Source organism: Streptomyces afghaniensis (assembly GCF_044327915.1).
In the GTDB taxonomy this organism is placed as follows: Bacteria; Actinomycetota; Actinomycetes; order Streptomycetales; family Streptomycetaceae; genus Streptomyces; species Streptomyces afghaniensis.
Genome location: NZ_JBIRGJ010000009.1, coordinates 87,392 through 112,197, shown reverse-complemented (window position 1 = coordinate 112,197; position 24,806 = coordinate 87,392). Strand labels below are relative to the sequence as shown.

Sequence of the window (24,806 nt, the reverse complement as noted above, 5' to 3'; positions counted from 1 at the left end):
GCCGCTCAGTGCTTCTCGAAGGTGCTGTACGAGGGCGAGGGCGCCGTCCCGGCCGTCCCCTCCTGCCGGTCCCGGATCACCTTGGCCAGGGTGAAGGAGGAGGTGACCAGGTACAGAACGGCGATGGCGAGAAAGCCCCGTACCCAGGCGTCGGCGCTCAGCTGGTAGATGCCGATCGCGGTGGCCGCCATGGCGACGGCGAAGGAGGCGACGGCCTGGCCGTAGAAGGCGGCCGTGTTCTGCTTGCTGCCCGGTGTGTCACTCATGGGGCAAGCTTCCGGCGGACGTGGCCCGCGCCACATCCGCTGACGTACTCAGGGGCGTACTCAGAACGCCGAAACCCCCGTGAGCGCACGCCCGATGACCAGCTTCTGGATCTGGCTCGTGCCCTCGTAGAGGGTCATCACGCGGGCGTCCCGCAGCAGCTTGCCCGCGGGGTACTCGTCGATGTAGCCGTAGCCGCCGAAGACCTGGAGGGCGTTGTTCGCGGCGCGGACGGCCGCCTCCGAGGCGAACAGCTTGGCCTTGGACGACTCGACGGCGAACGGTCGGCCGCGGTCGATCAGGTCGGCGACCCGCCAGGTCAGCAGCCGGGCGGCGTCGACGTCCACGGCGATGTCGCTGATCAGCTCCTGGACCAGCTGGTGACGGGCGATGGTCTTCCCGAACTGCTCGCGCTCGCCCGCGTACCGCACGGCCGCGTCCAGAGCGGCCTGCGCTATGCCGACACAGCCCGCGGCGACCGACATCCGGCCCTTGGCGAGGGCGGACATGGCGACCGAGAAGCCCTTGCCCTCCTCCCCCAGCAGCGCCGAGGCGGGCACACGCACGTCCTCCAGTACGAGTTCGGCCGTGGCCTGGCCCCGCAGCCCGAGCTTCCCGTGGATCGTGCGGCGCGTCAGGCCGGGTGTGCCGGTGGGGACCAGGAAGGCGGAGACGCCCTTGTGGCCGGGGGCGTCCGTGGAGCGGGCGAAGAGCAGGACGACATCGGCCCAGGTGCCGTTGGTGATGAACATCTTGGTGCCGTTGATGACGTAGTCGCCGCCGTCGCGCACCGCCCGCGTCGTGAGGTTGCCCGCGTCCGAGCCGGTGCCCGGCTCGGTCAGGCCGAAGCAGCCGACCGCCTCGCCGGACGTGAGCCCCGGCAGCCACCGCCGCTTCTGCTCCTGGCTCCCCCAGGCGGCGACGGTCTTCGCGACGAGCCCCAGCGAGACGGAGACGATCCCGCGCACGGACGAGTCGCCCCTGCCGAGTTCCTCCGTGACCAGGCAGTACGCGAGGTGGTCGCCGCCCGAGCCGCCGTACTCCTCGTCGATCGTCAGGCCCAGGAAGCCGACCTCGCCGAGCTTCTTGACGATCGCGCGGTCGACTTCCTCGGCGCGGTCCCAGGCGACGGCGTGCGGGGCGATCTCGCGCTCGACGAAGTCCCGGGCGAGCTGCCGTACGGCGGTCTGCTCCTCGCTGAGCTCCAGGTTCACCACAAGCCACTCCACTCGAAAGCCCTTTGAAAGCCGTACATTTAAATTAGCACTGCTAGTTTCCGTCGGCAGCCCTACTATGTGCGCCATGGCCCGACCGCGCAAGCCCCTGCTCAGCACCGACCGGATCGTCGAGACGGCCCGCGCGCTCGTGGACGCGGAGGGCCTCGCGGCCGTCTCCACCCGCCGGCTCGCCGCCGAACTCGGGGTCAGCGGGCCCTCGCTCTACAACCACTTCCGCACCAAGGACGAGATCCTGGAGGCGGTCGCCGACTCGGTGAGCGGCCAGGTGGACCTGACGATGTTCCAGGACGGCCGGGACTGGCGGACCGCGCTGCACGACTGGGCCGTCTCCTACCGGGCGGCGCTGCGCGACCACCCGAACATCGTGCCGGTGCTGGCCCGTGGCCCCGGCCGGCGCCCGGCCGGGCTGCGCCTCGCGGACGCCGTCTACGGCGCGATGGTCGAGGCGGGCTGGCCGCCGGCCCACGCCACGTCCATCGGCGCGCTGATGCGGTACTTCGTGACGGGTTCCGCGCTCGGCTCCTTCGCCGGGGGCTTCGTGGACGACGCGAGCGCCTACGACCCCGCCGACTACCCCCATCTCCAGCAGGCCCATCTCCTCGCCGAGCAGCAGGAGAAGATCGACGAACGGGCCTTCGAGACCGGGCTGACGGCCCTGCTGGACGGGCTGGCACGGCAGTACGAGCAGGTGCGGCGGACCGCGTAGCACCATCGCGGCGGACACTTCGGCAGCGGCCGAAGGGTCCGTGTTCCATCCTGGGGGGCATGACGACGAGAGACCCGCAGGCCACGGCCCTGGCCCGGCTCGCCGCGCTGTTCGCGGACGAGACCCGGGCCGCGTGCCTGCTGGCGCTGCTCGACGGCCGGGCCTGGACCGCGGGCGAACTGGCGCGGCACGCGGGTGTCGCCGCGTCGACGCTGAGCGAACACCTCGGCAGGCTCGTCGCGGGTGGGCTGCTCGCCGAGGAGCGCCAGGGCCGGCACCGCTACGTACGGCTGGCCGACGCGCGGGTCGCGCAGCTGGTGGAGGACCTGGTGGCGCAGGTCGCGCCGGGTACTGCCGTACGGCCGCGAAACCTGCGGGAGTCCAGTGCCGGTTCCGCGATGGCCCGGGGCCGCACCTGCTACGACCATCTCGCCGGGCGGCTCGGCATCGCGGTCACGGACGCCCTGACGGCGCGCGGGCTGTTGCAGCAGGAGACGGGGTTCGCGCTCACCGAAGCCGGGCTGGCGTGGTTCGAGTCGGCCGGTATCGGCCTCGACCGGCGTGGCCGGCGTCCCCTGGCCCGTGCCTGTCTCGACTGGACCGAACGCCGGCCCCATCTCGCGGGCGTCGCGGGCGCGGCGCTGTGCCGGCACGCCCTCGACACGGGGTGGTGCGTCCGTATCGGCTCCGAGCGGGCCGTGAAGGTGACGCCCGCCGGTGAACGGGCACTGTTCGATCTGCTGGGTGTGGAGGCCACGGTGCTGCACTGACCCCCGAAGCCTCGTCGGACAAGCCCCGGCACACCGCCTGATCGGCCGCAAAGGCCCCGTCCGAAATTCGCGAGCGTCCGTTCCCCTTCCCTCCTAGCCTCGGGATCATGATGAACCACACCCCACCCCGCCCCGCCCGCCGGGCCGAACTGCTGGCCGCCGGTGCGGCCGCGGTGACCGTCGTGCTGTGGGCGTCCGCCTTCGTCTCGATCCGCAGCGCGGGGGACGCGTACTCGCCGGGCGCGCTGGCGCTCGGGCGGCTGCTGGCCGGGTCGCTGACGTTGGGGGTGATCTGTCTCTTGCGGCGGGAGGGGTGGCCGCCACGCTCGGCCTGGCGGGGGATCGCCATATCGGGCCTGCTGTGGTTCGGCGTGTACATGGTCGTCCTGAACTGGGGAGAGCAGCTGGTCGACGCGGGTACGGCCGCCCTGGTCGTGAACATCGGGCCGATCCTCATCGCGCTGCTGGGTGCCCGGTTGCTCGGTGATCCGATGCCGCCGCGGCTGCTGGCGGGGATGGCGGTGTCGTTCGCCGGTGCGGTGACCGTGGGCCTCTCGATGTCCGGCGGGGGCGGTTCCTCGCTGCTCGGAGTGATGCTGTGCCTGCTGGCGGCGGTCACCTACGCCGCCGGTGTCGTCGCGCAGAAGCCCGCCCTGGGCACGGCCAGTCCGTTGCAGGTGACGACGTTCGGCTGCCTGGTCGGCGCGGTGGTCTGTCTGCCGTTCGCCGGACAGCTCGTCCAGGAGGCCGCCGAGGCGCCCGCCTCCGCGACGCTCAACATGGTGTACCTGGGTGTCTTCCCGACCGCCCTGGCCTTCACGACGTGGGCGTACGCCCTGTCCCGGACGACCGCGAGCCGGATGGGCGCGACGACGTACGCGGCGCCCGCGCTGGTCGTCCTGATGTCCTGGCTGTTCCTCGGCGAGGTTCCGGGGCTGCTCACCCTGGTCGGCGGTGTGCTGTGCCTGGCGGGTGTCGCGGTGTCCCGGTCGCGGTCGCGGGCGGCGGCTCGGGCCGGGGATCCGGGAGCGGTTGCGGAGCCCCGGCCCGAGCGGACTCCGGGCTCAGCCCGCTGACTCGGCTTCCGCCTTGGCCTCGGGCGCGGCCTCCGGTTCGGCCGCACGCGCCCGGTCCGCGAGGACCTTGATCGAGACCAGCGCGATCACCGAGAGCGCGATGATGTAGCCCGACACCGCCATCGAGGTGCCCGTCGCCTCCAGCAGCAGCACCATGACGAAGGGGGCGAGGCCGCCGCCCGCGACGGCCGCGATCTGGTAGCCGAGGGAGGCGCCGGTGTAGCGCATCTCGGGCGTGAACAGCTCGGCGAACAGGGCGGCCTGGGGGCCGTACATGATGCTCAGGAAGCAGCTGGCGACGAACGTGCCGACCGCGAGCCACAGCAGCGAGCCGGTGTCGATCAGCAGGAAGAGCGGCACGGCCCACAGCGCGATGCCGACCGCCCCGAAGGCGTAGATCCGGATGCGGCCGATGCGGTCGGAGAGCGCGGCGGCGGCCGGGATCAGCACGAGCTGGGTGAGGCTGACGCAGAGCGAGACCGTGAGCACCGGGCCCTTCTTCATGTCCAGCTCGCGGGTCGTGTAGTCGAGGACACCGGTGATGAGGATGTAGAAGGTCGCGGTGTTCACGGCGAAGGAGCCGCCGGCCAGGAGCACCGTGCCGAGGTGGCCGCGCAGGATCGTGCGCAGCGGTGAGCTCTGCTCGGTCTTCTCCTGCTCCGCAAGGGCGCGTTCGGCCTCCCGGAACGCCGGGGTCTCCTCGACGCGGGTGTGGATGTACCAGGCCAGGGCGAGGACCAGCAGGCCGACCAGGAACGGCACGCGCCAGCCCCAGGCCGCGAACGCCGAGTCGGTGGTGAGCGCGCCGGCGGCCAGGAAGACCGTGTTGGCGGTCACCACGCCGATGGGGACGCCGAGCTGGACGACACTGCCGTAGACGCCGCGCTTGCCCTCCGGGGCGTACTCGGTGGCCAGGAGCATCGCGCCGCCCCACTGGGCGCCGACGGCGACGCCCTGCGCGACGCGGAGCAGGACGAGCAGGATCGGGGCGGCGACGCCGATCGTCTCGTACGTGGGCAGCAGGCCGATGCCGGTGGTGGCCACGCCCATCAGCGTGAGCGCGAGGACCAGCATCGGCTTGCGTCCGCGTTTGTCGCCGAGGTGGCCGGCGACGATGCCGCCGAGGGGACGGGCGAGGAAGCCGACGGCGAACGTGGCGAAGGAGGCCAGCACGCCGGCGCTGGTGCTGCCGGCGGGGAAGTAGAGGTCGCCGAGGACGAGGGCGGCGGCGATGCCGAAGACGAAGTAGTCGTACCACTCGACGGCCGAGGCGAGGGCCGCGGCGGTGGCCACGCGGCGGCGGTTGCCCGCGGCGGGCTCGGTGGCGGTGTGCGGCTGAGCGGAAGGGGCCGTGTCCATGCGGTGCACGCTCCGGTGGGTGCGGGGACGGAACGGGGGGTGGATCGATGGTCCGGGGAACGTACTGACCGGACGGTATGGCCGTCAACGGGTCGCGCACCAGGACTTTTGCCTGTACGTGGCACTCAGTGTGCGTGCGGGCATGCCTGAGGCCCCGGCCTCGACGTCAGGCCGGGGTGCGGGAGGAAACGGGCTAGAAGACGACCAGTGCCCGGCCGCCCTTGCCCGCCAGCATGTTCTCGAAGGCCGCCGGGATGCCGTCCAGGGAGATGCGCTCGGTCACCAGGGCGGTCAGGTCCAGACGGCCCGCCCGGACGTGTTCGGCGAGTACCGGGAGGTCCTGCGCGGGGTCGGAGTTGCCGTAGACGCAGCCGGTCAGGGTGCGGCCCCAGTGGAAGATCTCCAGGGCGTTGAAGGTGACCTGCTGGTCCTTGCCGCCGATGCCGACGACCGTGGTGCGGCCGCCGCGGCGGGTGGAGTCCCAGGCCGTGCGGATGGAGACCGCGCGGCCGGCGCACTCGACGGCGACGTCGACGCCCTGCCTGCCGGTGAGGGCGCGGATCTCACGGGCGGTGTTCTCGGAGGCCAGGACGTAGTCGGTGGCGCCGGCCGCCCGGGCCAGCTCCTCCTTCCCGGCGGACACGTCCACCGCGACGATCTTCGAGGCGCCCGCGATCCGGGCGGCCTGGAGAGCAGCGAGGCCCACTCCCCCGACGCCGAACACCGCGACCGTCTCGCCGGGACGCACCTGGGCCGAGTGGTGGACCGCTCCGTAGCCGGTGAGGACGGCGCAGCCGAGGAGGGCCGCGTCGGTGAGCGGGATGCCGTCCGGGACGGGCAGGACGCAGCCCGCGGACACCACCGTCTCCTCGGCGAACGCGGCGACGTTCAGGCCGGGGTGGAGGTCGGTGCCCTCGGCGGTGCGGGCGTAGACGTCGGCGGCGCCGCCCAGGGCGTTGGCGCACAGCCAGACCTCGCCGAGCGAGCAGGCGTGGCAGGTGCCGCAGGACGGGGCCCAGTTGAGGACGACCCCGTCGCCGGGTGCGACGTGGGTGACGCCCTCGCCGACGGCGACGACCGTGCCGGCGCCCTCGTGGCCGAGGACGGCGGGCACGGGCACGCGCATGGTGCCGTCGGACAAGGACAGGTCGGAGTGGCAGACCCCGGCGGCGGCGAGCCGGACGTGGACCTGGCCGGGGCCGGGGTCGGGCAGGTCGATGCCGGTGATCTCCAGCGGGGAACCTACGGCGGGCAGGACGGCGGCGCGGACAGCCATGGCGGAAGGGACTCCCCTGACTAGAACTGGAGGGACTTGGTCTGGAGGTACTCGGCCAGGCCGTGCACGCCGAGTTCGCGGCCGACGCCCGACTGCTTGTAGCCGCCGAAGGGGGCGAGCGGGTTGAAGCGGCCGCCGTTGATGTCGACCTGGCCGGTCTCCATCCGGCGCGCGAAGGCCACCGCCTCGGCCTCGTCACCGGCCCAGACGGCGCCGGCCAGGCCGTAGACCGTGCCGTTGGCGATCCGCAGGGCGTCCTCCTCGTCCTCGTAGCGGAGGATCGACAGGACCGGGCCGAAGATCTCCTCCTGCGCGATGGTCATGTCCTCGGTGACGTCGGCGAAGACGGTCGGGCTGACGAAGTAGCCCGTCTCGCGCGGGGTCTCGGGGCCGCCTGCGACCAGGCGGGCGCCCTCGGCGACGCCTTTCTCGATGTAGCCGCGCACCCGCGCCTGCTGCTTGGCGTTGACGACCGGGCCGATGCGCTCGCCGTACTTGGCGGCGGCCATCGCGGCGAGGTCCACCGCCTCGTCGTACTGGTCGCGGTGGACCAGCATGCGGGTCCAGGCGCTGCACGTCTGCCCGGAGTTGGACATGACGTTGGCGACGCCGACGTTGACGGCCTTGGCGAGGTCGGCGGTCGGGAGGATGACGTTGGCGGACTTGCCGCCGAGTTCGAGGGCGACCTTCTTGACCTGCCCGGCGGCGATCGCGGCGATCCGGCGGCCGACGGCGGTGGAGCCGGTGAAGGAGACCAGGTCGACGCCGGGGTGCTCGGCGAGGGCCTGGCCTGCCGCCGGGCCGAGGCCGGTGACCAGGTTGAAGACGCCCGCCGGGAGGCCGGCCTCGTGCACGGCGTCCGCGAACAGGCGGGCTACCAGCGGGGTGTCCTCGGCGGGCTTCACGACGATCGTGCAGCCCGCCGCGAGGGCCGGGGCGACCTTGGCGACGATCTGGTGCAGCGGGTAGTTCCAGGGCGTGATCGCGGCCACGACACCGACCGGCTCGTGGTGCACGACCGAGTTGCCGGTCTTCTCCTCGAAGGCGTACGTGGCCGCCAGCTCGGCGTAGGAGCCCGCGACCGCGATCGGCACGGCCGCGTGGACGGCCTGGGAGAACTTCAGGGGCGAGCCGAGTTCGGCGGTGACGGTCTCGGCGATCTCGTCAGCGCGGGCCACGAGCACGTCCCGGAGGGCGGCGAGGCGCGCCGCGCGCTCGGCGGGCGGGGTCGCGGCCCAGTCCGGGAGGGCGGCGCGGGCGGCCCGTACGGCGGCGTCGACGTCCTCGGCGGTGCCGGCCGGGACCGTGCCGATGACCTGCTCGTCGGCCGGGTTCACGACCTCGATCACGTCCTGGCCGGCGGCGGGGCGCCAGGCGCCCCCGATGTACATGCCGTCGTATGCCTTCATGGCGCTTCCTCCGGAGGCGGGGCGTCGTCGTCCGACACATAAACTAGCGGCGATAGTTTTCCGGCGCCAGACGTCACGAGTGCCGGGCCCCGGATGCCGGGTCATCACAGCACGGCCGGGGCCCCGCCCGGGTGTGCGGCTCCTCACTCCCCCAGATCGGGCAGGCGCTCGGGGTGCGGACAGATGCGGTCGCCGTGCTGGTCGAAGACGAAGAGGTGGGCGAGGTCGACGAGGAGCGGCACCTGCATGCCGTGGCGGAGGGCCAGGTCCGGGGTGGTGCGCACGACCAGGTCACCGGGCAGGCGGGGTTCGGCGGCCGAAGGACGGACTCCGGTGTCCCGGGATTCGTCCAGGGCCACGACGGGGCCCGCCCGGCCGGCCGCGGTCCGCTCCCGCAGGCGGGTGAGGACCGAGGCCTCACGGCGACGGCGCCGGACGGGGCGGCCGGGGCGGGGGCGCGGAGACTCCAGTTCGGGGGCGACGGCGGGGCTGGAGCCGGTGTTGAAGTGGACGAGGATCTCGTGCCCCTGGAACTCCACGTGCTCGACCAGACCGGTGATCGGCACCTCGCCGGGGCGGGCCGCGGAGTGCTTGGCGATCCGGACGGCCTCCGAGCGCAGGCCCACGATGACCTCACGGCCCTGCTGGACGCGCAGCAGCTGGTGGTCGAGGGAGAGCGGCTCGGGCAGGCGCAGGAACTGCTTGCCCAGGCTGATGGTCATCGCGCCGTCCAGCGGGGCGCGCACCAGGCCGCGCAGCAGGTTGATGCGCGGGGTGCCGATGAAGGCGGCGACGAAGACGTTGCTGGGGAGCGCGTAGACGACACGCGGGCTGTCGACCTGCTGGAGCACGCCGCCGCGCAGCACGGCGACCCGGTCGCCGAGCGACATGGCCTCGGACTGGTCGTGGGTGACGTAGACCGTGGTGACGCCCAGCTCGCGGGTGAGCTGGGCGATCTCGGCCCGCAGATGGGTGCGGAGCTTGGCGTCGAGGTTGGACAGCGGCTCGTCCATCAGGAAGGCGGAGGGGTGGCGGGCGATGGCCCGGCCCATGGCGACCCGCTGGCGTTCACCGCCGGAGAGCTGGCCGGGCAGGCGGTCGAGCAGGTCCTCGATGCCCAGCATCCGGGCGGTGGCGTCCACACGCGGCCCGGGGTCCGTGCCCGGGGCCTCGATCCGCAGCGGGAAGCCGATGTTGGCGCGGCTGGTCATGTTCGGGTAGAGGGCGAAGTTCTGGAAGACCATCGCCATGTCCCGGCCGGAGGGCGGCAGGTCGTTGGCGTACTCGCCGTCGAGCAGCAGCTCGCCCTCGTCGATCTCCTCCAGCCCGGCGATCATCCGGAGCACGGTCGACTTGCCGCAGCCGGACGGACCGAGCAGCACGAGGAACTCGCCCGGCGTGATGTCCAGCGAGAGCCGGTCCACCACGCGGGCGCCTCGCGTGTAGGCCTTGCTCACGTCGTGCAGGGAGATGGCGCGTGTCATGAGGTGCCCCCGAGGGGTCTTCAGGGCGCTGGTGCTCCGCGGTCGGAAGCCCCGTGCGGGTCGCACGAGGCTGTGGGTCACGGAAGTTAACGGAATGTACGCGGCCTGGGGAAGACACCTGGCGGAATCCGGGTTCTCGGTCCAGCTGGTGAGAAGGCGGACGGCCCGGTTCGGGCAGGGCGCAGGGCCGCCGGGGGTCAGTGGATGCCGGTGAGGTGGGCGAAGACCACGACGTTCCCCGAGTAGCCCTTTCTGCGGTCGTAACTGCCGCCGCAGGTGATCAGGCGCAGTTCGGGGCGGCCCCGGGCGCCGTACACCTCCTGGCTCGGGAAGTGCGCCTTCTCGTACGACTTGATCTTGTCCACGGTGTAGACGGCGATCCGCCCGTCGGCGCGGCGGGCCTTGACGATGTGGCCGCGTTTGAGTTCGGGCAGTCCCGCGAAGACGGCGGGACCGCTGTCCGTGTCGAGATGCCCGACGGCCACGGCGGTGCCCCGCTCGCCCGGTGAGGCGCCGCCCCGGTACCAGCCGACCAGCTTCGGGTTGTCCTCCGGGGGTGCGGTGAGGCGGCGTTCGCGGTCGAGCCCCAGGTCCATGATCGGGGCGTCGATACGGAGGTAGGGGACGAGCAGGCGGGTGGCTCGGGAGGGGGGCAGGGGCTGGAGGGATGCCGGGGGGCGGGGCGGTCGTGCGGTGGGGGTGGAGGTGCGGTTCGGGCCGGGGGCGGCGGGCCGCTGGTTCCGTGCCCCGGGGGCGTCGGTGGCGGGGCCGGGGGCGGGGGATCCGAGGGGCGGGCGCCCGGAGGTGGGGGGCCCGGGGGCGTCGGATCCGAGGGGCCGGCGCCCGGAGGCGGGGGACCCGGGGGCGTCGGACGCCGGGGTGGGGCCCGTGGCCGTACGGGATGCGGGTGCCCGGGACGGGCCGGTGTGAGGGCCGGTTTCCCGGGAGGGGCGGGGCCGAGCGGCCGGGGCGTCGTCCGATCCACCCGGCACGGCAGCTGTGGGGACATCCGAGTCACCCGGCACGGCAACTGTGCGGACATCCGAGTCACCCGGCACGGCAGCGGTGGCGACACCCGAGCCGCCCGGCACGGCAGCGGCAGCCTCGGCGGAGCCCGGCGGGAGGGCCGTGGCCGCGCTGCCCGGCTCTCCGCTCCGGTCCAGGCAGACCCCGCACACGAGCAGGGCGAAGGTCACCACGATCGTCCGCGTCAGGCGGTAGGCGCGCGTCCGGCGCCAGGGCCTGCGGTACCTCCGGCGCCGCGCCACCGGGGCAGGGGGGTATCCGGAACCAGCCCTGCGCCGCCCCGCCGGAACACGGACGGCACCGGTTCCGGTCCCACGCCGAACGGCCGCGCCCTCGTAGGCCGGTCCCCGCCGCGCCGCGAGAGCGGCACCGGAACCAGACCGGGCCCCACGCCGTGCCCCCGGTTCAGCGGCAGGAGCCGCCGCGACCCCACGCCGCCCCACTGGAGCCCCGCCGGAACCGTCCCCACCGCCACGCCGGACCGTCGACTCGACGGTAGAACGGGATCCCGTCCCACGCCGAACGCCCGGGCCGGTCTCGGACCGGCTGCCGGCCCCACGCCGCACGACCGAGCCGGTCTCGGACCGACTGCCGGCCCCACGCCGTACCATCGGGCCCCCCTCAGACCGACTGCCGACCTCACGCCGCACCACCGGGCCCCCCTCGGACCGACTGCCGGCCCCACGCCGCACCACCGGGCCGCCCTCGGACCGACTGCCGACCTCGCGCCGCACCACCGGGCCGCCCTCAGACCGGTGGCCGGCTCCACGCCGGGCCACCGAGCCGGTGCCGGGGCCAGCCCCTTCCCCACCCCGCCCCACCGACCCCGCACCCATGGCCTCCCCGGCCCCACGCCGCTCCACCGGAGCGGCGCCATACGCGGAACGCGGCCTACGCCGCGCCATCGGGGCGGCGACGGAGCCGGAACCAGACCGTCCCGGCGACGGCGGCCAGCCCGACGGCTGCCGCGCCGGCGACCGGTGTGAAGGCCTCGGCACGGGCGATGCCGCCGCCACCCGCCGGCGGTCCGCCGTTGGGGGTGATGGCGGTGGGCGTGGCCTTGGAGGCCGGGCAGTCGACCTGGAACACCTTGAACTTGCCCGCGCCGTGGGCCCGGTCGGTGAGCCACGTCAGCTTGTACTGACCGTTGGGCAGGTCGATGACCGGACTGCGGCCCGCGCCGGCCGCGTCGAGGGTGACGGAGCCGCTCTTGGCCGGCACCTCGGGCAGGGTCTGGATGGTCCAGTTGACCGTCTCGCCCGCCTCGAAGTCGAACGCGGCGAGGTAGAAGTCGCAGACCCTCGGGTCGTTGCGTCGATCACTGGCCGGGGTGTCGGTCGCGTGGATCTTGACGTCCCCGTTGTCCCCCGGAGCGGCGACGGCGGGCACCCCGCTCAGGGTGGTCCCTGCGAGGGTGAGGGCGGCGAGGACGGCGGTGCGGGTGCCGGCACGGCACGCGGGAGGTACGACGGGCATGAACATGCCTCCAAGTCAGATGATTGTCATACAAATACCTCGTCACCTGACTCTCTGTCACAAGACCGTCGAAGGGCGGCAACTGCGCCCTGCGCCGCGTCAGATATCGCTCTTCCGGCGCAGCCGCGCCCGCGGCCGGCGGGCCTCGCCCGTGTCCTTCCGCTCCGCCGGCGACCGCACGGCGACGCCGGAGGACAGCAGCAACAGCACCCCGAGCATCACGAACGGCGCCGCCACCCCCGCCACCCCGGCGATCAGCCCGGCCGCGGCGGGCGCGGCGACCTGGCCGAGCCGGTTGCCGGTCAGACGCAGCGCCAGGGCCGTGGAACGGGCCTCGTCGGGGGCGGCCTGGACGACCGTCGTCATGGACAGCGGCTGCCCCACACCGAGGCAGAAGCCGAGCAGCACCAGCAGCAGGCCGAGTGCCCACGTCGGCATCGGCAGGGCGATGCCCGCGCACAGCAGGGCCGCCAGCAGGCAGGTCACCGTGAGCAGCACGGTGCGGCCGAGCAGCCGCAGCAGGGGCGTCAGCACCAGACGGCAGGCGATGGTGGCCGCCGCTCGCAGGCTGAGCAGGACGCCGATCACGGACGGCGCGATGCCCCGGTGCTCGCCGACCACCGGGAGGTAGGCGGTGAGGATGTCGGTCGCGGACAGCACGGCGAGGCTGATGAGGATGCCGGCCGGCACGCCCCGGGTGCGCAGGATGCGCCGGACCGGGACACGGTCGCCCTTCTCCGCGCCGGAGGTGGCCGCTGTACGGCGGTGCTCGATGCGCCACAGCGAGGTGAACGCGACCGCCCCGATAGCGCCCGCCGCGATGAGGGCGAGCGCGCTGGTGCCCGTCATGTCGTCGCCGCTGATCACCGCACCCGCGGCGATGGGCCCGACCAGCTGGCCGAGCGCGGCGCCGATGGTGAAGTGGCCGAAGTTGCGGTCCTGGTCCTGCGGCGCCGACTGGCGGGCGACGAGGGACTGGGAGCCGATGACGAAGCAGAGGTGGCCGAGGCCCATCACTCCGCTCCACAGGGCCATCGACCACAGGGAGTCCGCGGCGCCGCTGAGCGCGCAGCCGCCGGATATGAGGACCACGCCGACGGGCAGCAGGGGCGCGCAGCGGCCGTGGTCGGTGCGACGGCCCAGGGGCACGGCGGCGAACAGCGGCAGCAGCGCGTACACACCCGCGATCACACCGACCGCACGCTCGTCCGCGCCCAGCGCGAGGGCCCGGTAGGAGACGGCGGGCCGGGCCATCGACACCGCCCCCTGCGCGAAGCTGAAGGCGATGACGAGGCGGAGCAGCCAGCCGCGGTTCCCACCGGGCCTCACGATGACGTCCTCCATGCGGTGGTCAGATGATCCCGAAGAGCATGCCCGCCCCGAGGATGACCAGACAGGTGAGGGCGGCCCACTTCACGACGAACTTCGTGTGGTCGCCGAACTCCACCTTGGCCATGCCGACCAGGACGTACACGGCCGGGACCAGCGGGCTGGACATGTGCAGCGGCTGGCCGACCAGCGAGGCGCGGGCCATCTCCAGCGGGGAGACACCGTGCGCGGCGCCCGCCTCGGCGAGGACGGGCAGGACACCGAAGTAGAAGCCGTCGTTCGACATGAAGTACGTCAGCGGAAGGCTGAGGATGCCGGTGACCAGGGCCATGTGCGGGCCCATGCTGCCGGGGATGACGTCCACCATCCACTTGGCCATGTGGTCGACCATGCCGGTGCCCTGCAGGACGCCGGTGAAGACGGCGGCGGCGAAGACCATGCCGGAGACGTTCAGGACGTTCTCGGCGTGGGCAGCGATGCGGGCCTTCTGGTCCGGGATGTGCGGGAAGTTGACGGTGAGCACGAGTGCGGCGCCGAGCAGGAACAGCACCGGGATCGGCAGCAGCTCCATGATCATGGCGGTGAGCAGACCGACCGTGAGCAGCGCGTTGAACCAGTACAGCTTGGGGCGCAGTGTGGCGCGGTGGGGGTCGAGGCCCTGGAAGTCGTCGTCCTGCTCGTCGGCGTCCGTGCCGGAGCCGGCACCGCCCGCGACGCCCTTGCGCATGGAGACCTTGCCGTCGCCGGAGCCGCCGGCGCCCACGAGGACCGTCTCGGTCTCCTTCTCGTCGACCTTCTCCTCCACCAGCACCTCGTCCAGCGTCAGCACGCCCAGCCGCCGGCGCTCACGCACACCGAGGACGTAGGAGAGGACGAAGACGAACAGCAGGCCCACCAGGAGCGCCGGGATCATCGGGACGAAGATGTCGCTGGCGTCGAGCTTGAGCGCGGTCGCGGCGCGGGCGGTCGGGCCGCCCCAGGGGAGGGTGTTCATCACGCCGTTGGCCATGGCGGCGACACCGGTCATCACGACCAGGCTCATCTTCAGGCGCTTGTACAGCGGGTACATCGCCGAGACGGTGATCATGAAGGTGGTGGAGCCGTCGCCGTCCAGCGACACGATCGCGGCGAGCACGGCGGTGCCGACGACGATGCGCATCGGGTCGGCTTTGCAGAACTTGAGGATGCCGCGGACGACCGGGTCGAAGAGACCGACATCGATCATCACCCCGAAATAGACGATCGCGAACATGAGCATCGCCGCAGTGGGGGCGAGGTCGGTCACGCCGTCGAGGACGTAGTCGCCGAGCTTGGCGCCCTTGCCGACGAACACGCAGAACAGCGCGGGAATCAGCACGAGCGCCGCGATCGGCGACATCTTCTTCATCATGATCAGGACCAGGAAGGTCGCGATCATGGCGAAGCCGAGGATGGTCAGCATGAGTGGATACCTAACGTTCGCCCTTGAACATCCCACCAGGGCCGGCGGTGTCCGAGACGTTAGGTGCGTTCAAGCAGCGTTAACAAGACGTTGACGTGCGAGCAATAAGCGCAAAACTGCTGGTCACAGCTTTGCTCAGGTCAGAGCGGTGAGCTTTTCGGTCACGGATGCGCATCCGGGGGCCGTCTCGGGGGCGACCTCGACGGGCACTCCGTTGAGGACCGCGTTGCCCGACAGCGGGTCGAGCAGGCGGCCGTCGAGGAGCTGGTTGACGTTGACGCCGGGGTCCGTCGCGGCGTGACTGAGCCGGGTGCCGGGGCGGTTGTGGCCCCAGCCGTGCGGCAGGCTCACCACGCCCCGGCGCACGTCGTCCGTGACCTCGGCCGGTGCGGTCACCTCTCCCCCGGCTCCCTTCACGCGCACCGGCGCCCCGTCGCGCACGCCCAGCCGTTCGGCGTCCTCGGGGTGGATGTGCAGGGTGCAGCGGTTGGAGCCGCCGGTGAGGGCGGGCACGTTGTGCATCCAGCTGTTGTTCGAGCGGAGGTGACGGCGGCCGACCAGGACGAGCCCGTCGGGGCGCTCCTCCAGGGAGCGCTTGAGGCGGGGCAGGTCGTCCGCGATGGGCTGCGGCAGAAGTTCCACCTTGCCGCTCCTGGTCTTCAGCGGCTGCGGGAGCCGGGACCGCAGCGGGCCGAGGTCGATGCCGTGCGGGTGCGCGAGCAGCTTCTCCAGGGTCAGTCCGTCCGGTCGTACGCCGAAGCCGTCGCCGTAGGGGCCGAGGCGCAGCATCATGTCCAGCCGTCGCTCGGGGCCGGTGTCGCCGGCGAGCAGCGTGGCGAGTTCGCGGGGGTCACGGCCGTGCACGGGCGAGTGCGGTTCCTCGACGGCCTTGCCGAGGGTCTGGTCGATGACCATCTGGTCGACGGCGGCGGGGTCGGCCCCGTGCATGCCCGTGACGGCGAGGATCAGCCGGGCCAGGATCTCCGTCTCGGCCATCCGGCCCGGCTCCAGCGGGACCGCGGGGCGGGTGTAGCGGACCTGGTTGCGGACGGCGAGGGTGTTGAAGGCGAAGTCGTGGTGCGGGCTCTGGGAGGGCGGGGGCGGGGGCAGGACGACGTCGGCGTGGCGGGAGGTCTCGTTGAGGTACGGGTCGACGCTGACCATGAAGTCGAGCGAGTCGAGCGCCTTGTCGAGCCGGTCACCGTCGGGTGCGGAGAGCACGGGGTTGGCGGCGACGGCGAGGAGCGCCCGTACCGGCTCGCCCTCCTCGGTGGCGGTGTCGATCTCCTCCGCGAGGGCGGAGAGGGGCAGCTCGCCCTTGGCCTCCGGGTGCCGGCTCACGCGGGAGTGCCAGCGCCCGAGGGCGAAGCCGCGGCCGGGCCCGGCGGGGCGCGGGGTCCTGTCGGTGGCGGCCTGCGGGAAGAGCGCGCCGCCGGGCCGGTCGAGGTTGCCGGTGAGGATGTTCAGCACGTCGACGAGCCAGCTGGCCAGGGTGCCGTGCGGGACGGTGCAGCTGCCGATGCGGCCGTAGACGGCGGCGGTGGGGGCGGCGGCGAGCTCGCGGGCCAGGGTGCGGATGACGTCGGCCTCGACGTCACAGGCGGCGGCGACGGCTTCGGGGGTGAACTCCGCCAGGGCGTCGGCCACTTCCTCGACGCCCTGGACGTGCGGGGTCGGCTCGGTGAGGCCCTCGGCGAAGAGCACCTGGGCCATCGCCGCCAGCAGCAGCGCGTCGGTGCCGGGCCGCACGGCGATGTGCCGGTCGGCGAGCTTGGCGGTGCGGGTGCGGCGTGGGTCGATCACGACGAGCGTGCCGCCGCGGGCCTTGAGCGCCTTGAGTTTGCCGGGGAAGTCGGGGGCCGTGCACAGACTGCCGTTGGACTCCAGCGGGTTGGCGCCGATGAGGAGCAGATGGTCGGTGTGGTCCAGGTCGGGCACGGGGATGGCGTTCGCGTCACCGAAGAGCAGTCCGCTGGAGACGTGCTTGGGCATCTGGTCGACCGTGGAGGCGGTGAAGACGCTGCGGGTGCCGAGCCCGGCGAGCAGCACCGCCGGGTAGAGGGCGCCTGCCATGGTGTGCACATTGGGGTTGCCGAGGACGACACCGACGGAGTTCGGGCCGTACCCCTCGACGAGGGGCCGGATGCCGGCGGCGACCGCGTCGAAGGCCTCCTCCCAGGTGGCCTCGCGCAGCTCGCCGTCCCTGCGCACGAGCGGGGTGCGCAGCCGGTCGGGGTCGGCGTCGACGGCCCCGAAGGAGGCGCCCTTGGGGCAGATGAACCCCTTGCTGAAGACGTCGTCGCGGTCACCCCGGGCATGGGTGACGCGCGTGCCCTCGATGGTGAGGGTCAGGCCGCAGGTGGCCTCGCACAGGGGACAGATACGCAGGGCGGTGCGGGACACGGGTCCTCCAGGAGCGGCGGCTACGGTGACGCACGAACGCGCCCGAGCATACCGACCGGTATGCACGGAGGGGAGGCCCTGGCCGGGACGAGCTCAGTCGAGCACTCGGGCCAGGTAGGCCCGCAGCATCTCCCGCATCTCCTCGATGATCTTCTGGTCCCCCTCGGGCGCGACCCGGAACGCCAGGTGCACGAGGGTGTCGGCGGTCTCGACGGCGATGAGGAAGACCCGGCGCAGCTCCTCGTCGGGCTCGCGGTCGAGATAGCCGGAGAGGAGCTCGGTGAGGCGGTCGGCGACGCGGTGGTTGGGTTCCGCCTGCCGGGCGCCGACCGGGATCTGGTTGCCGAAGTCGACGAGGGAGAAGCCGGGCGCGGTGCGCTTCATCTCCAGGTACTCGTCGAGCACGGCGTCCATGGCCTCGCGCCAGCCCCCGTCGCCCGCCTGCCGCAGGCGCTGGGTGACCTGTTCCGAGTAGCGCTCCAGGTTGCGCTGGGCCAGCGCGTCGACCATCTGGCGCTTGTTGCCGAAGAAGCGGTAGACCGAGCCGATGGGGACCGCGGCCCGCTGGGCGACGGCACGGGTGCTCAGGTCGTCGTAGCCGACCTCGTCGAGGAGGTCGGCGCAGGCGTCGAGGATCCTGGCCAGGCGTTCGGCACTGCGCCGCTGCACGGGCGCACGACGGAGCGATGTCGCGTGGGGCACGGGCTTCATGATGCCTTTCCGGCGCGGTCCGGTGAACCTCGCCCCTCGATCCGGGAATCTCGCCCCCCGATCCGGGAACCTCGCCCCCTGATCCGGGACCGGTCGTCCGTCGCGTGCGTCCGCTCCGTCCGCCGGGCGTCCGCTCCCGGCGTCGAGCCGGGTCCGGGCTCCGACGCGGTGATGTCGGCCGTGCTCTGCACGGGGGTGCCGTCCACCGCCCACACCGTGCCGTCGTCGGCGTGGAGGCGGGCCGTGACCTGGTGTGTGCCGCGCGGCACGAGGTGGTCGGCGAGACGGTACTCGGGCACCCGGAGCCGGGCGACGAGGCGGCCGTCCACGTAGAGCCGCGCGAGACCTCGCCCGGCCACCGCCCGGGCCGCCGTACCGGCGGGCGAGAAGCGGAAGTTCCGCACGGTCAGACGTACGTCCCAGCCGCCGGCCGGGCCGGGCTGCACCTCGATGCCGACGTCGGGGGCACCCTGCCGCGCCACCTCCCGGTAGGGACGCCCCTCCTGATCCCGGTCCCCCAGGAGACGGCCCACCGGTGAGGGCGACGCCCCGCTCTCCCGCGCATCACCGGAGCCGCAGCCCGCGGATCCGGTCAGCAGCAGGACACAGACCGCGAGCACGGCACGAGATCTCCATGTCCACGACATGCCGGGGAGCCTAGAACAGGCGTCCGGGCCGGCGGATCGTCCTGGAGTCGGGTTCCCCTCATCCCCCGAGAGGAGGTCCGGCAGGCAGCGCGTCCCCCTTGCGCCGGGGAAATCGCAATCCTACGGTGTCACATAGGAATCGGGTGGGACACAGGAATCGGACCGCAAGGGAGCAGCGATCATGGGCGATGGGGGTACCACCCGCGCGAGCACGTTCGAGCGTGCGGGAGCGCGGAAGACCGCCGAAGGGCTGACCTACCTCTCCGGCTTCGGCAACGAGCACAGCTCCGAGGCCGTCCCCGGCGCACTGCCGGAGGGCCGCAACTCCCCCCAGCGGGCCCCGCTCGGGCTGTACGCGGAGCAGCTGAGCGGTACGGCCTTCACCGAGCCCCGGGCCCACAACCGCCGCTCGTGGCTGTACAGGATCCGCCCGTCGGCCGCGCACCCGGCGTTCACCCGCACGCACAACGGCTCGATCCGCACCGCCCCCTTCACCCAGACCGTGCCCGACCCCAACCGCCTGCGCTGGAACCCGCTCCCCGACCCGGCGCCGGAAACCGACTTCCTGGCCGGCCTGTGGACCCTGGGCGGCAACGGCGACGCCACCCAGCGCACCGGCATCGCCGTCCACCTCTACACCGCCAACGCCTCGATGGACCGGGTGTTCAGCGACGCCGACGGCGAGCTGCTGATCGTCCCGGAGCGCGGCGGGCTGCTGCTGCGCACGGAATTCGGTCTGCTCCATGTGGAGCCGGGACATGTGGCGCTGATTCCGCGTGGTGTCCGCTTCCGTGCGGAGCTGCTCGACGAGTCCGCCCGCGGCTATGTGTGCGAGAACTACGGCGCGCCCTTCCGCCTCCCGGACCTGGGACCGATCGGCGCGAACGGCCTCGCCAACCCCCGGGACTTCCACGCCCCGGTCGCCGCGTACGAGGACGTCGAGGGCCCGGTGGAGGTGGTGAACAAGTTCTGCGGCAACCTCTGGACGGCCACCTACGACCATTCCCCGCTCGACGTCGTCGCCTGGCACGGCAACCATGTGCCGTACGTCTACGACCTGCGCCGTTTCAATGTGCTCGGCACCATCACGTACGACCACCCGGACCCGTCGATCTTCACGGTGCTGACGTCTCCGTCGGACACCCCGGGGCTGGCCGGGGCCGACTTCGTGGTGTTCGCCCCGCGCTGGCTGGTGGGCGAGGACACGTTCCGGCCGCCGTACTTCCACCGGAACGTGATGACCGAGTACATGGGCCTGATCGAGGGCGCGTACGACGCGAAAGCGGAAGGCTTCGTGCCGGGCGGCGGCTCGCTGCACAACATGATGTCGGCGCACGGCCCGGACCGGGAGACCTTCGACCGGGCGAGCGCCGCCGAGCTGAGGCCTCAGAAGATCGACGACGGTCTGGCGTTCATGTTCGAGACGCGCTGGCCGATCGCCCTCACCCCGCAGGCGGCCCGCGCCGAACACCTCCAGCAGCGCTACGACGACGTCTGGCAGGGCCTGGAACGGCACTTCCGTCCCTTGCACTGAACATCCCCGACCGGTACGGATGGCCCGTGACCTCCTTCGCTCCGGACTCGATCGTCCTGAACCGCAAGCTGCCGCTCTGGTACCAGGTGTCGCAGTCGCTGCGCGCCTCGATCCTCGGCCGCTCACCCCAGGACCCGCTGCGCCTGCCCACCGAGGAGCAGCTGGCCGGGCACTACGGCGTGAGCGTGCTGACCATGCGGCAGGCGCTGAAGGAACTGGAGGACGAGGGGCTCATCACGCGCCACCGCCGGCGCGGCACCTTCATCGAGCCGCACGCCCGCCGGGGTTCCCCGGTCCGGCTGCTCGGCTCGGTGGACGCGATCGTGGCCCAGCAGTCCGGCATGACGACCGAGCTGCTGGACCACGGCACGGCCCCGGTGCCGGCCGAACTCGCCGAGTTCTTCCCGGACGTGCCCGAGGTGGCGACGTACCACCGGCTGCGCAGCGACGAGAAGACCGGCGAACCGACCAACCACGCCCGCAACTACGTGCGCCCCGAACTGGCCGCGCGCATCGACCTGGACGACCTGGTCCGGTGGCCCATGACCAAGGTGCTGCGGGACGTCGTCGGGGCGGACATCAGCCGCATCACGGACACGGTGGAGGCCCGGCTGGCCGACCCGGAGACCGCGAAACTGCTCCAAGTCCCGCTGCTCAGCCCGATCCTGCACTACACGGGCGTCACGTACGACGCCGGCGGACGGCCTCTGGACGTGGCCGTCATCCAGTACCGGGGGGACCGCTTCTCCTTCACGGTGACCCTGGAGGCGACCTGACCCGGGTGTCGGAGCCACACCGTACGATGCCCTGCGTGACGCACGACGACGCTCCGCTGCTGGCGGACCTCATGCCGTGGTCCGTCGCACCGCCGCGGCTCGGCCGGGGGTGGCCGGCGGGACCCGACGCGGCGTCCCTGAAGGCCCGCTGGGACGCCCTGATGAAGGCCGAGGGACCCGACCGCGAGACCCTGTTCGAGCCGACCCGCTCGCGCACGCCGCACACGGCGGTCGGCCAGTTGCCCGGCCAGGCCGGCAGCGGCACGCAGAAGCTGGCGCGCGCCTCGGGGCCGTGCCCGGAGCCGGTGCGCGTGCTGTACGCCCCCTTCGACGAGCAGTGGCTGATCCCCGACCAGCGGCTGATCGACGCGGCCCGCCCGGAGCTGTGGCGGGTGGCCGACGAACGGCAGGTCTTCGTGCTGGAGACGCCCGAGCCCCTGGGGGCCGACCGCACAGTCCCGCGCCTGCTCGTCACCTCACTGCTCCCGCTGCTGCGCCCCGGCCGGATCCGCCCGCTGTTCCGGCGCCCGGACGGGCAGGAGCCGAACCTGACGCCCGGCCTGCTGGAGCACCTGGGCACCCGTCTGGGCAGCGTCCCCACCCCGCTGGACGTGCTGGCCTGGATCACGGCGACGGCACGCCCCGACCTCTCCGTCCCGCTCACCGGGGACGCCGACGCCTGGGCGCAGGGCCTGGAGCTGGGCCACCGGCTGCTGTGGCTCATGCGCCGCGACGGCGAACGTCCCAAGCTCCCCGGCGGCCGCCGCCCCTACGTCCGCGCCCCGCTGCCCTCCCGCCCCCTGACCGTGCGCTACGACCGGGACGAGGAGGCCCTGCTGCTGGGCGAGGGCCGTATCTCCCCGGTGCCGCCGGAGGCCTGGGACTTCGAGGTGGGCGGGGTGCGCGTCCTGGAGCAGTGGTTCACGGCGCGCGTCGCCGAGGCAGAGCCGGGCACGCTCGCCGCGATCCGCCCCGCGACCTGGCCCCAGACCTGGACATCGGAGCTGCTGGAACTGATCACGGTCCTGGCCCTGCTGGCCGAACTGCGCCCCCTTCAGGAGCCGGCGGTCCCCGACCCGGTCACGGCGGCCGAGCTGCGCGAGGCCGGCGTCCTCCCGGTGCCGGCGCCGGCCCGCCGCCCGGCCTCGGTGCTGGACGGCCCCGAGGAGGGCCCGGAAGGCCAGCTCGCCCTGCTCTAGCGCAGATCGGGGTCGTAGGCGTCCAGCACGCGTTCGAGGGCCCGTCTGAACACCGACTCCAGATCGACCGGCCCGCTCTGCTCCATGAAGGCCGCGGCCAGTCGCGGATACGCGCCGGTGGCCACCTGGCTGCCCAGATAGGCCATCCGCACCGCGTTCTCCTCCTCCACGGACCACGGCATCGACCGCGTGCGCTCGACGGTCGCGATGTCGTTCGCGGTGTACGTGGTCACGACGCCGTTGAGCAGCGCGATCAGCTCCGTCTTCGTGCCGGCCGGGACGTCGAGCGGTTCGAGGCAGCCCAGGCAGTGCTCCAGGTAGCGCAGGGAGTTGGGGCCGAAGGCGAAGACCCCTGGCATCAGGCGCGGCACCCAGGTGTGACGGCGCATGATGGCGCGGGTCTCCTCGGCGTTGCGGAGCATGTCGGCGCGCCAGTCGCCCGTGGGCTCGAACATCTCGTGCTCGGCACCGATGGCGTCGATCATCAGCTCGTACAGGTCCTCCTTGCGGGGGACGTAGTTGTACAGCGACATCGTGCCGCAGCCCAGTTCCGCCGCGACGTGCCGCATGGACACCGCGTCCAGGCCCTCCGCGTCGGCGATCCGCACCGCCGCCGCCGCGATGTCGGCGCGGGTGAACGCCGGTTTCGGCCCACGTCCGGTGCGCTCGGGGCGCGCCCAGATCACTTCGGGTACGGCAGCTCGGCCCGCCATCGATCATCACCTCGGCCACCATCCTAGTTACGTACAGCGTACGTAGTGCGCTATGGTCACGCCATGACTTCTACGTACGCTGTACTTAGTGAGGGTCTGGAGAAGCGGTTCGGGGCGGTCCGTGCCCTGCGCGGACTGGATCTGGCGGTGGCCGAGGGGACGGTCTGCGGGGTCCTCGGGCCGAACGGGGCGGGCAAGACGACGGCCGTACGGCTGCTGGCCACGCTGCTGCGGCCGGATGCGGGCTCCGCCCGGGTCGCCGGGCACGACCTCGTCCGGGAGGCCGCCGCCGTCCGGAGCCGGATCAGCGTCACCGGGCAGGACACGTCGATCGACGGGGATCTCACCGGGCGGCAGAACCTGCTGCTGTTCGGCCGGCTGCACCGGGTGCGCGGCCCCGCCGGCCGGGCCGCGGAACTCCTCGGCCGCTTCGGGCTGGCCGAGGCCGCCGACCGGCCCGCCGCCACCTACTCCGGCGGCATGCGGCGCCGGCTGGACCTGGCGGCGAGCCTGATCCGCCGCCCGGAGGTGCTGTTCCTGGACGAGCCGACGACCGGCCTCGACCCGGCCAGCCGCAACCTCATCCGGGACGCGGTGCGCGACCTGACCGCCGAGGGCACGACCGTGCTCCTCACCACCCAGTACCTGGAGGAGGCGGACCAGCTCGCCGACGACATCGCCCTGGTGGACCGCGGCCGGGTCGCGCACACCGGGTCGCCGGCGCAGCTCAAGGCGCTCGTCGGGGCGCACGCCGAGGTCGTCGTGACGGACCCGGACGCGCTCACGAAGGCGGCGGCCGTCCTCGACCGGCTCACCGGCGCCCAGCCGTCGCTCGACCCTGAGCGGAACACCGTCGGCGCGGTCAGCAAGGACCCGACGCTCACCCTCCCGCTGCTCGTGCGCACGCTGGACTCGGCGGGCGTGCCGCTGCTCGACGTGAGCCTGCGGCCCCCGACCCTCGACGACGTCTTCCTGCGCCTGACCGACACCACGACCACGACCGACGACAGGGAGCGTGCCGCATGAGCATGCTGGCGTACGACGGAACCGCGATGCTGGGCCGCCAGCTGCTGCGGATGCGGAACAACCCGGGACTGCTGATCCTCACCCAGACGATGCCGGTCAGCATGCTGCTGTTCTTCGGCTACGTCTTCGGCAGCGCGCTGGCGATGCCGGGCGAGGCGTACCGGTCGTTCCTGGTGCCGGGCCTGCTGGTGGCGACCGCCGCGGGCGGGATCATGACCGGCATGTTCCAGGCGGCCCAGGACACGCACCGGGGCGTGACGGACCGCTTCCGTACGCTGCCGATGAGCCGGGCGGCCGTACCGCTGGGGCAGGCCGCCGCGGACGTGGTGGTCACGGCCGCGGGGACGGTGCCGTTCCTGCTGGTGGGGCTCGCGGTGGGCTGGCGGGTCGAGGGCGGCCTGCTCGAAGCGGTGGGGGCCGTCGGGCTGTTGATGCTGTTCCGCTTCGCCTGCGTCTGGGCCGGGATCTTCCTCGGCCTGCTCACCCGGAACGAGGAGGCGGCCGGCCAGCTGGGCGGGGCGACGTTCCTGCTGCCGCTGCTGTCCAGCGCGTACATCCCGACGAGTGGGCTGCCGGGCTGGCTGCGGACGGTCGCCGAGTGGAATCCGATCAGCGCGGTGGCGACGGCGTTGCGGGACCTTTTCGGCAACGCGCCGGTGCCCGACGGAGCGGCCTGGCCGGTGGCCCACCCCGTCGCGGGGTCGCTGCTGTGGTGCGCCGTGCTGCTCGGGGTGTTCGTGCCGCTGGCCGTGCGTCAGTACGCGCACGGGGAGCGGTGAAGGGGCGGCCGGAACACCGGAGCCGGGCGACGCCCCCGGTCACTGCCGGGCGGGGATGCGGCACCGACGGGGGGCGGGCCGCGCTCGGGTACACACCTGGCGCTGCTGCGTGCCGTGGGGATGACGGACGACGAGTGCGCAGCGTTGCACCAGGGGCGGTGTGA

At 72.8% G+C, this 24,806-nt stretch carries 22 protein-coding genes; 8 read left to right on the top strand and 14 right to left on the bottom strand.

Features of this window, described 5'->3' with window-relative positions; translation table 11 throughout:
- Window positions 1–5: 5 nt before the first annotated feature.
- Both ACH4G3_RS32480 and ACH4G3_RS32475 read right to left on the bottom strand, forming a co-directional pair.
- A complete protein-coding gene (locus ACH4G3_RS32480; protein WP_397627865.1) occupies window positions 6–266 on the bottom strand; it encodes a YiaA/YiaB family inner membrane protein in 261 nt (86 codons plus the stop codon).
- 60 nt (window positions 267–326) lie between these two features.
- On the bottom strand, window positions 327–1,478 hold the full coding sequence (locus ACH4G3_RS32475; RefSeq protein ID WP_397628123.1) for an acyl-CoA dehydrogenase family protein: 1,152 nt from the start codon (window positions 1,476–1,478) through the stop codon (window positions 327–329).
- An 88-nt stretch (window positions 1,479–1,566) separates the two neighbouring features.
- Here ACH4G3_RS32475 and ACH4G3_RS32470 point away from each other — a divergent pair, with 88 nt between their 5' ends.
- From ACH4G3_RS32470 to ACH4G3_RS32460, 3 genes are all read left to right on the top strand, one after another.
- Entirely contained in the window at window positions 1,567–2,208 is a 642-nt protein-coding gene (locus ACH4G3_RS32470) for a TetR/AcrR family transcriptional regulator (RefSeq protein WP_397627864.1), read from the top strand.
- 59 nt (window positions 2,209–2,267) lie between these two features.
- A complete protein-coding gene (locus ACH4G3_RS32465) occupies window positions 2,268–2,978 on the top strand; it encodes an ArsR/SmtB family transcription factor (RefSeq protein ID WP_397627863.1) in 711 nt (236 codons plus the stop codon).
- A gap of 107 nt (window positions 2,979–3,085) precedes the next feature.
- Complete coding sequence (locus ACH4G3_RS32460) at window positions 3,086–4,054, top strand: DMT family transporter (RefSeq protein ID WP_397627862.1); 969 nt, start codon at window positions 3,086–3,088, stop codon at window positions 4,052–4,054.
- On the opposite strand, the gene ACH4G3_RS32455 is transcribed toward ACH4G3_RS32460, so the two are convergent.
- From ACH4G3_RS32455 to ACH4G3_RS32405, 11 genes are all read right to left on the bottom strand, one after another.
- Window positions 4,043–5,413 carry an MFS transporter gene (locus ACH4G3_RS32455; RefSeq protein ID WP_397627861.1) on the bottom strand — a complete coding sequence of 457 codons (1,371 nt, stop codon included), beginning with the start codon at window positions 5,411–5,413 and terminating at the stop codon, window positions 4,043–4,045. The genes ACH4G3_RS32460 and ACH4G3_RS32455 overlap by 12 nt on opposite strands.
- Window positions 5,414–5,606: 193 nt before the next feature.
- Window positions 5,607–6,689 (bottom strand): Zn-dependent alcohol dehydrogenase, encoded by a 1,083-nt coding sequence (locus ACH4G3_RS32450; RefSeq protein WP_397627860.1) that lies wholly within the window; start codon window positions 6,687–6,689, stop codon window positions 5,607–5,609.
- A 20-nt stretch (window positions 6,690–6,709) separates the two neighbouring features.
- Window positions 6,710–8,098, bottom strand: a complete 1,389-nt coding sequence (locus tag ACH4G3_RS32445) for an aldehyde dehydrogenase family protein (RefSeq protein ID WP_397627859.1) — start codon at window positions 8,096–8,098, stop codon at window positions 6,710–6,712.
- Between the two features lie 143 nt (window positions 8,099–8,241).
- Complete coding sequence (locus ACH4G3_RS32440; protein WP_397627858.1) at window positions 8,242–9,582, bottom strand: ABC transporter ATP-binding protein; 1,341 nt, start codon at window positions 9,580–9,582, stop codon at window positions 8,242–8,244.
- A 197-nt stretch (window positions 9,583–9,779) separates the two neighbouring features.
- Window positions 9,780–10,850, bottom strand: coding sequence for a class F sortase (locus ACH4G3_RS32435; RefSeq protein WP_397627857.1), 1,071 nt, complete (start codon window positions 10,848–10,850; stop codon window positions 9,780–9,782).
- A gap of 649 nt (window positions 10,851–11,499) precedes the next feature.
- Complete coding sequence (locus ACH4G3_RS32430) at window positions 11,500–12,090, bottom strand: hypothetical protein (RefSeq protein ID WP_397627856.1); 591 nt, start codon at window positions 12,088–12,090, stop codon at window positions 11,500–11,502.
- 93 nt (window positions 12,091–12,183) lie between these two features.
- On the bottom strand, window positions 12,184–13,413 hold the full coding sequence (locus ACH4G3_RS32425) for an MFS transporter (RefSeq protein ID WP_397628122.1): 1,230 nt from the start codon (window positions 13,411–13,413) through the stop codon (window positions 12,184–12,186).
- A 22-nt stretch (window positions 13,414–13,435) separates the two neighbouring features.
- Complete coding sequence (locus tag ACH4G3_RS32420; RefSeq protein ID WP_020275259.1) at window positions 13,436–14,854, bottom strand: CitMHS family transporter; 1,419 nt, start codon at window positions 14,852–14,854, stop codon at window positions 13,436–13,438.
- 135 nt (window positions 14,855–14,989) lie between these two features.
- A complete protein-coding gene (locus ACH4G3_RS32415) occupies window positions 14,990–17,257 on the bottom strand; it encodes a molybdopterin oxidoreductase family protein (protein WP_397627855.1) in 2,268 nt (755 codons plus the stop codon).
- 93 nt (window positions 17,258–17,350) lie between these two features.
- The gene (locus ACH4G3_RS32410; protein WP_397627854.1) at window positions 17,351–17,968 is read right to left on the bottom strand and encodes a TetR/AcrR family transcriptional regulator; all 618 of its coding nucleotides are present in this window, start codon (window positions 17,966–17,968) and stop codon (window positions 17,351–17,353) included.
- Window positions 17,965–18,615 carry a hypothetical protein gene (locus ACH4G3_RS32405; RefSeq protein ID WP_397627853.1) on the bottom strand — a complete coding sequence of 217 codons (651 nt, stop codon included), beginning with the start codon at window positions 18,613–18,615 and terminating at the stop codon, window positions 17,965–17,967. The genes ACH4G3_RS32410 and ACH4G3_RS32405 overlap by 4 nt, the downstream gene beginning before the upstream one ends.
- Window positions 18,616–18,796: 181 nt before the next feature.
- On the opposite strand from ACH4G3_RS32405, the gene hmgA reads away from it, so the two are divergent.
- The 3 genes from hmgA to ACH4G3_RS32390 are packed head-to-tail and all read left to right on the top strand — an operon-like array spanning window position 18,797 to window position 22,124.
- Window positions 18,797–20,149, top strand: a complete 1,353-nt coding sequence (hmgA, locus tag ACH4G3_RS32400) for a homogentisate 1,2-dioxygenase (protein WP_397627852.1) — start codon at window positions 18,797–18,799, stop codon at window positions 20,147–20,149.
- Between the two features lie 26 nt (window positions 20,150–20,175).
- Entirely contained in the window at window positions 20,176–20,925 is a 750-nt protein-coding gene (locus ACH4G3_RS32395) for a GntR family transcriptional regulator (protein ID WP_397627851.1), read from the top strand.
- A gap of 26 nt (window positions 20,926–20,951) precedes the next feature.
- Entirely contained in the window at window positions 20,952–22,124 is a 1,173-nt protein-coding gene (locus tag ACH4G3_RS32390) for a type ISP restriction/modification enzyme (RefSeq protein WP_397627850.1), read from the top strand.
- Here the strand turns inward: ACH4G3_RS32390 and ACH4G3_RS32385 are convergent.
- Complete coding sequence (locus tag ACH4G3_RS32385; protein ID WP_397627849.1) at window positions 22,121–22,837, bottom strand: TetR/AcrR family transcriptional regulator; 717 nt, start codon at window positions 22,835–22,837, stop codon at window positions 22,121–22,123. The genes ACH4G3_RS32390 and ACH4G3_RS32385 overlap by 4 nt on opposite strands.
- Before the next feature lie 63 nt (window positions 22,838–22,900).
- Between ACH4G3_RS32385 and ACH4G3_RS32380 the strand changes: the two genes are divergently transcribed.
- Together ACH4G3_RS32380 and ACH4G3_RS32375 are read left to right on the top strand one after the other, a co-directional pair.
- On the top strand, window positions 22,901–23,863 hold the full coding sequence (locus ACH4G3_RS32380; RefSeq protein ID WP_397627848.1) for an ATP-binding cassette domain-containing protein: 963 nt from the start codon (window positions 22,901–22,903) through the stop codon (window positions 23,861–23,863).
- On the top strand, window positions 23,860–24,642 hold the full coding sequence (locus ACH4G3_RS32375; protein ID WP_397627847.1) for an ABC transporter permease: 783 nt from the start codon (window positions 23,860–23,862) through the stop codon (window positions 24,640–24,642). Before ACH4G3_RS32380 ends, ACH4G3_RS32375 begins: the two co-directional genes overlap by 4 nt.
- The last annotated feature ends 164 nt before the right edge of the window (window positions 24,643–24,806 follow it).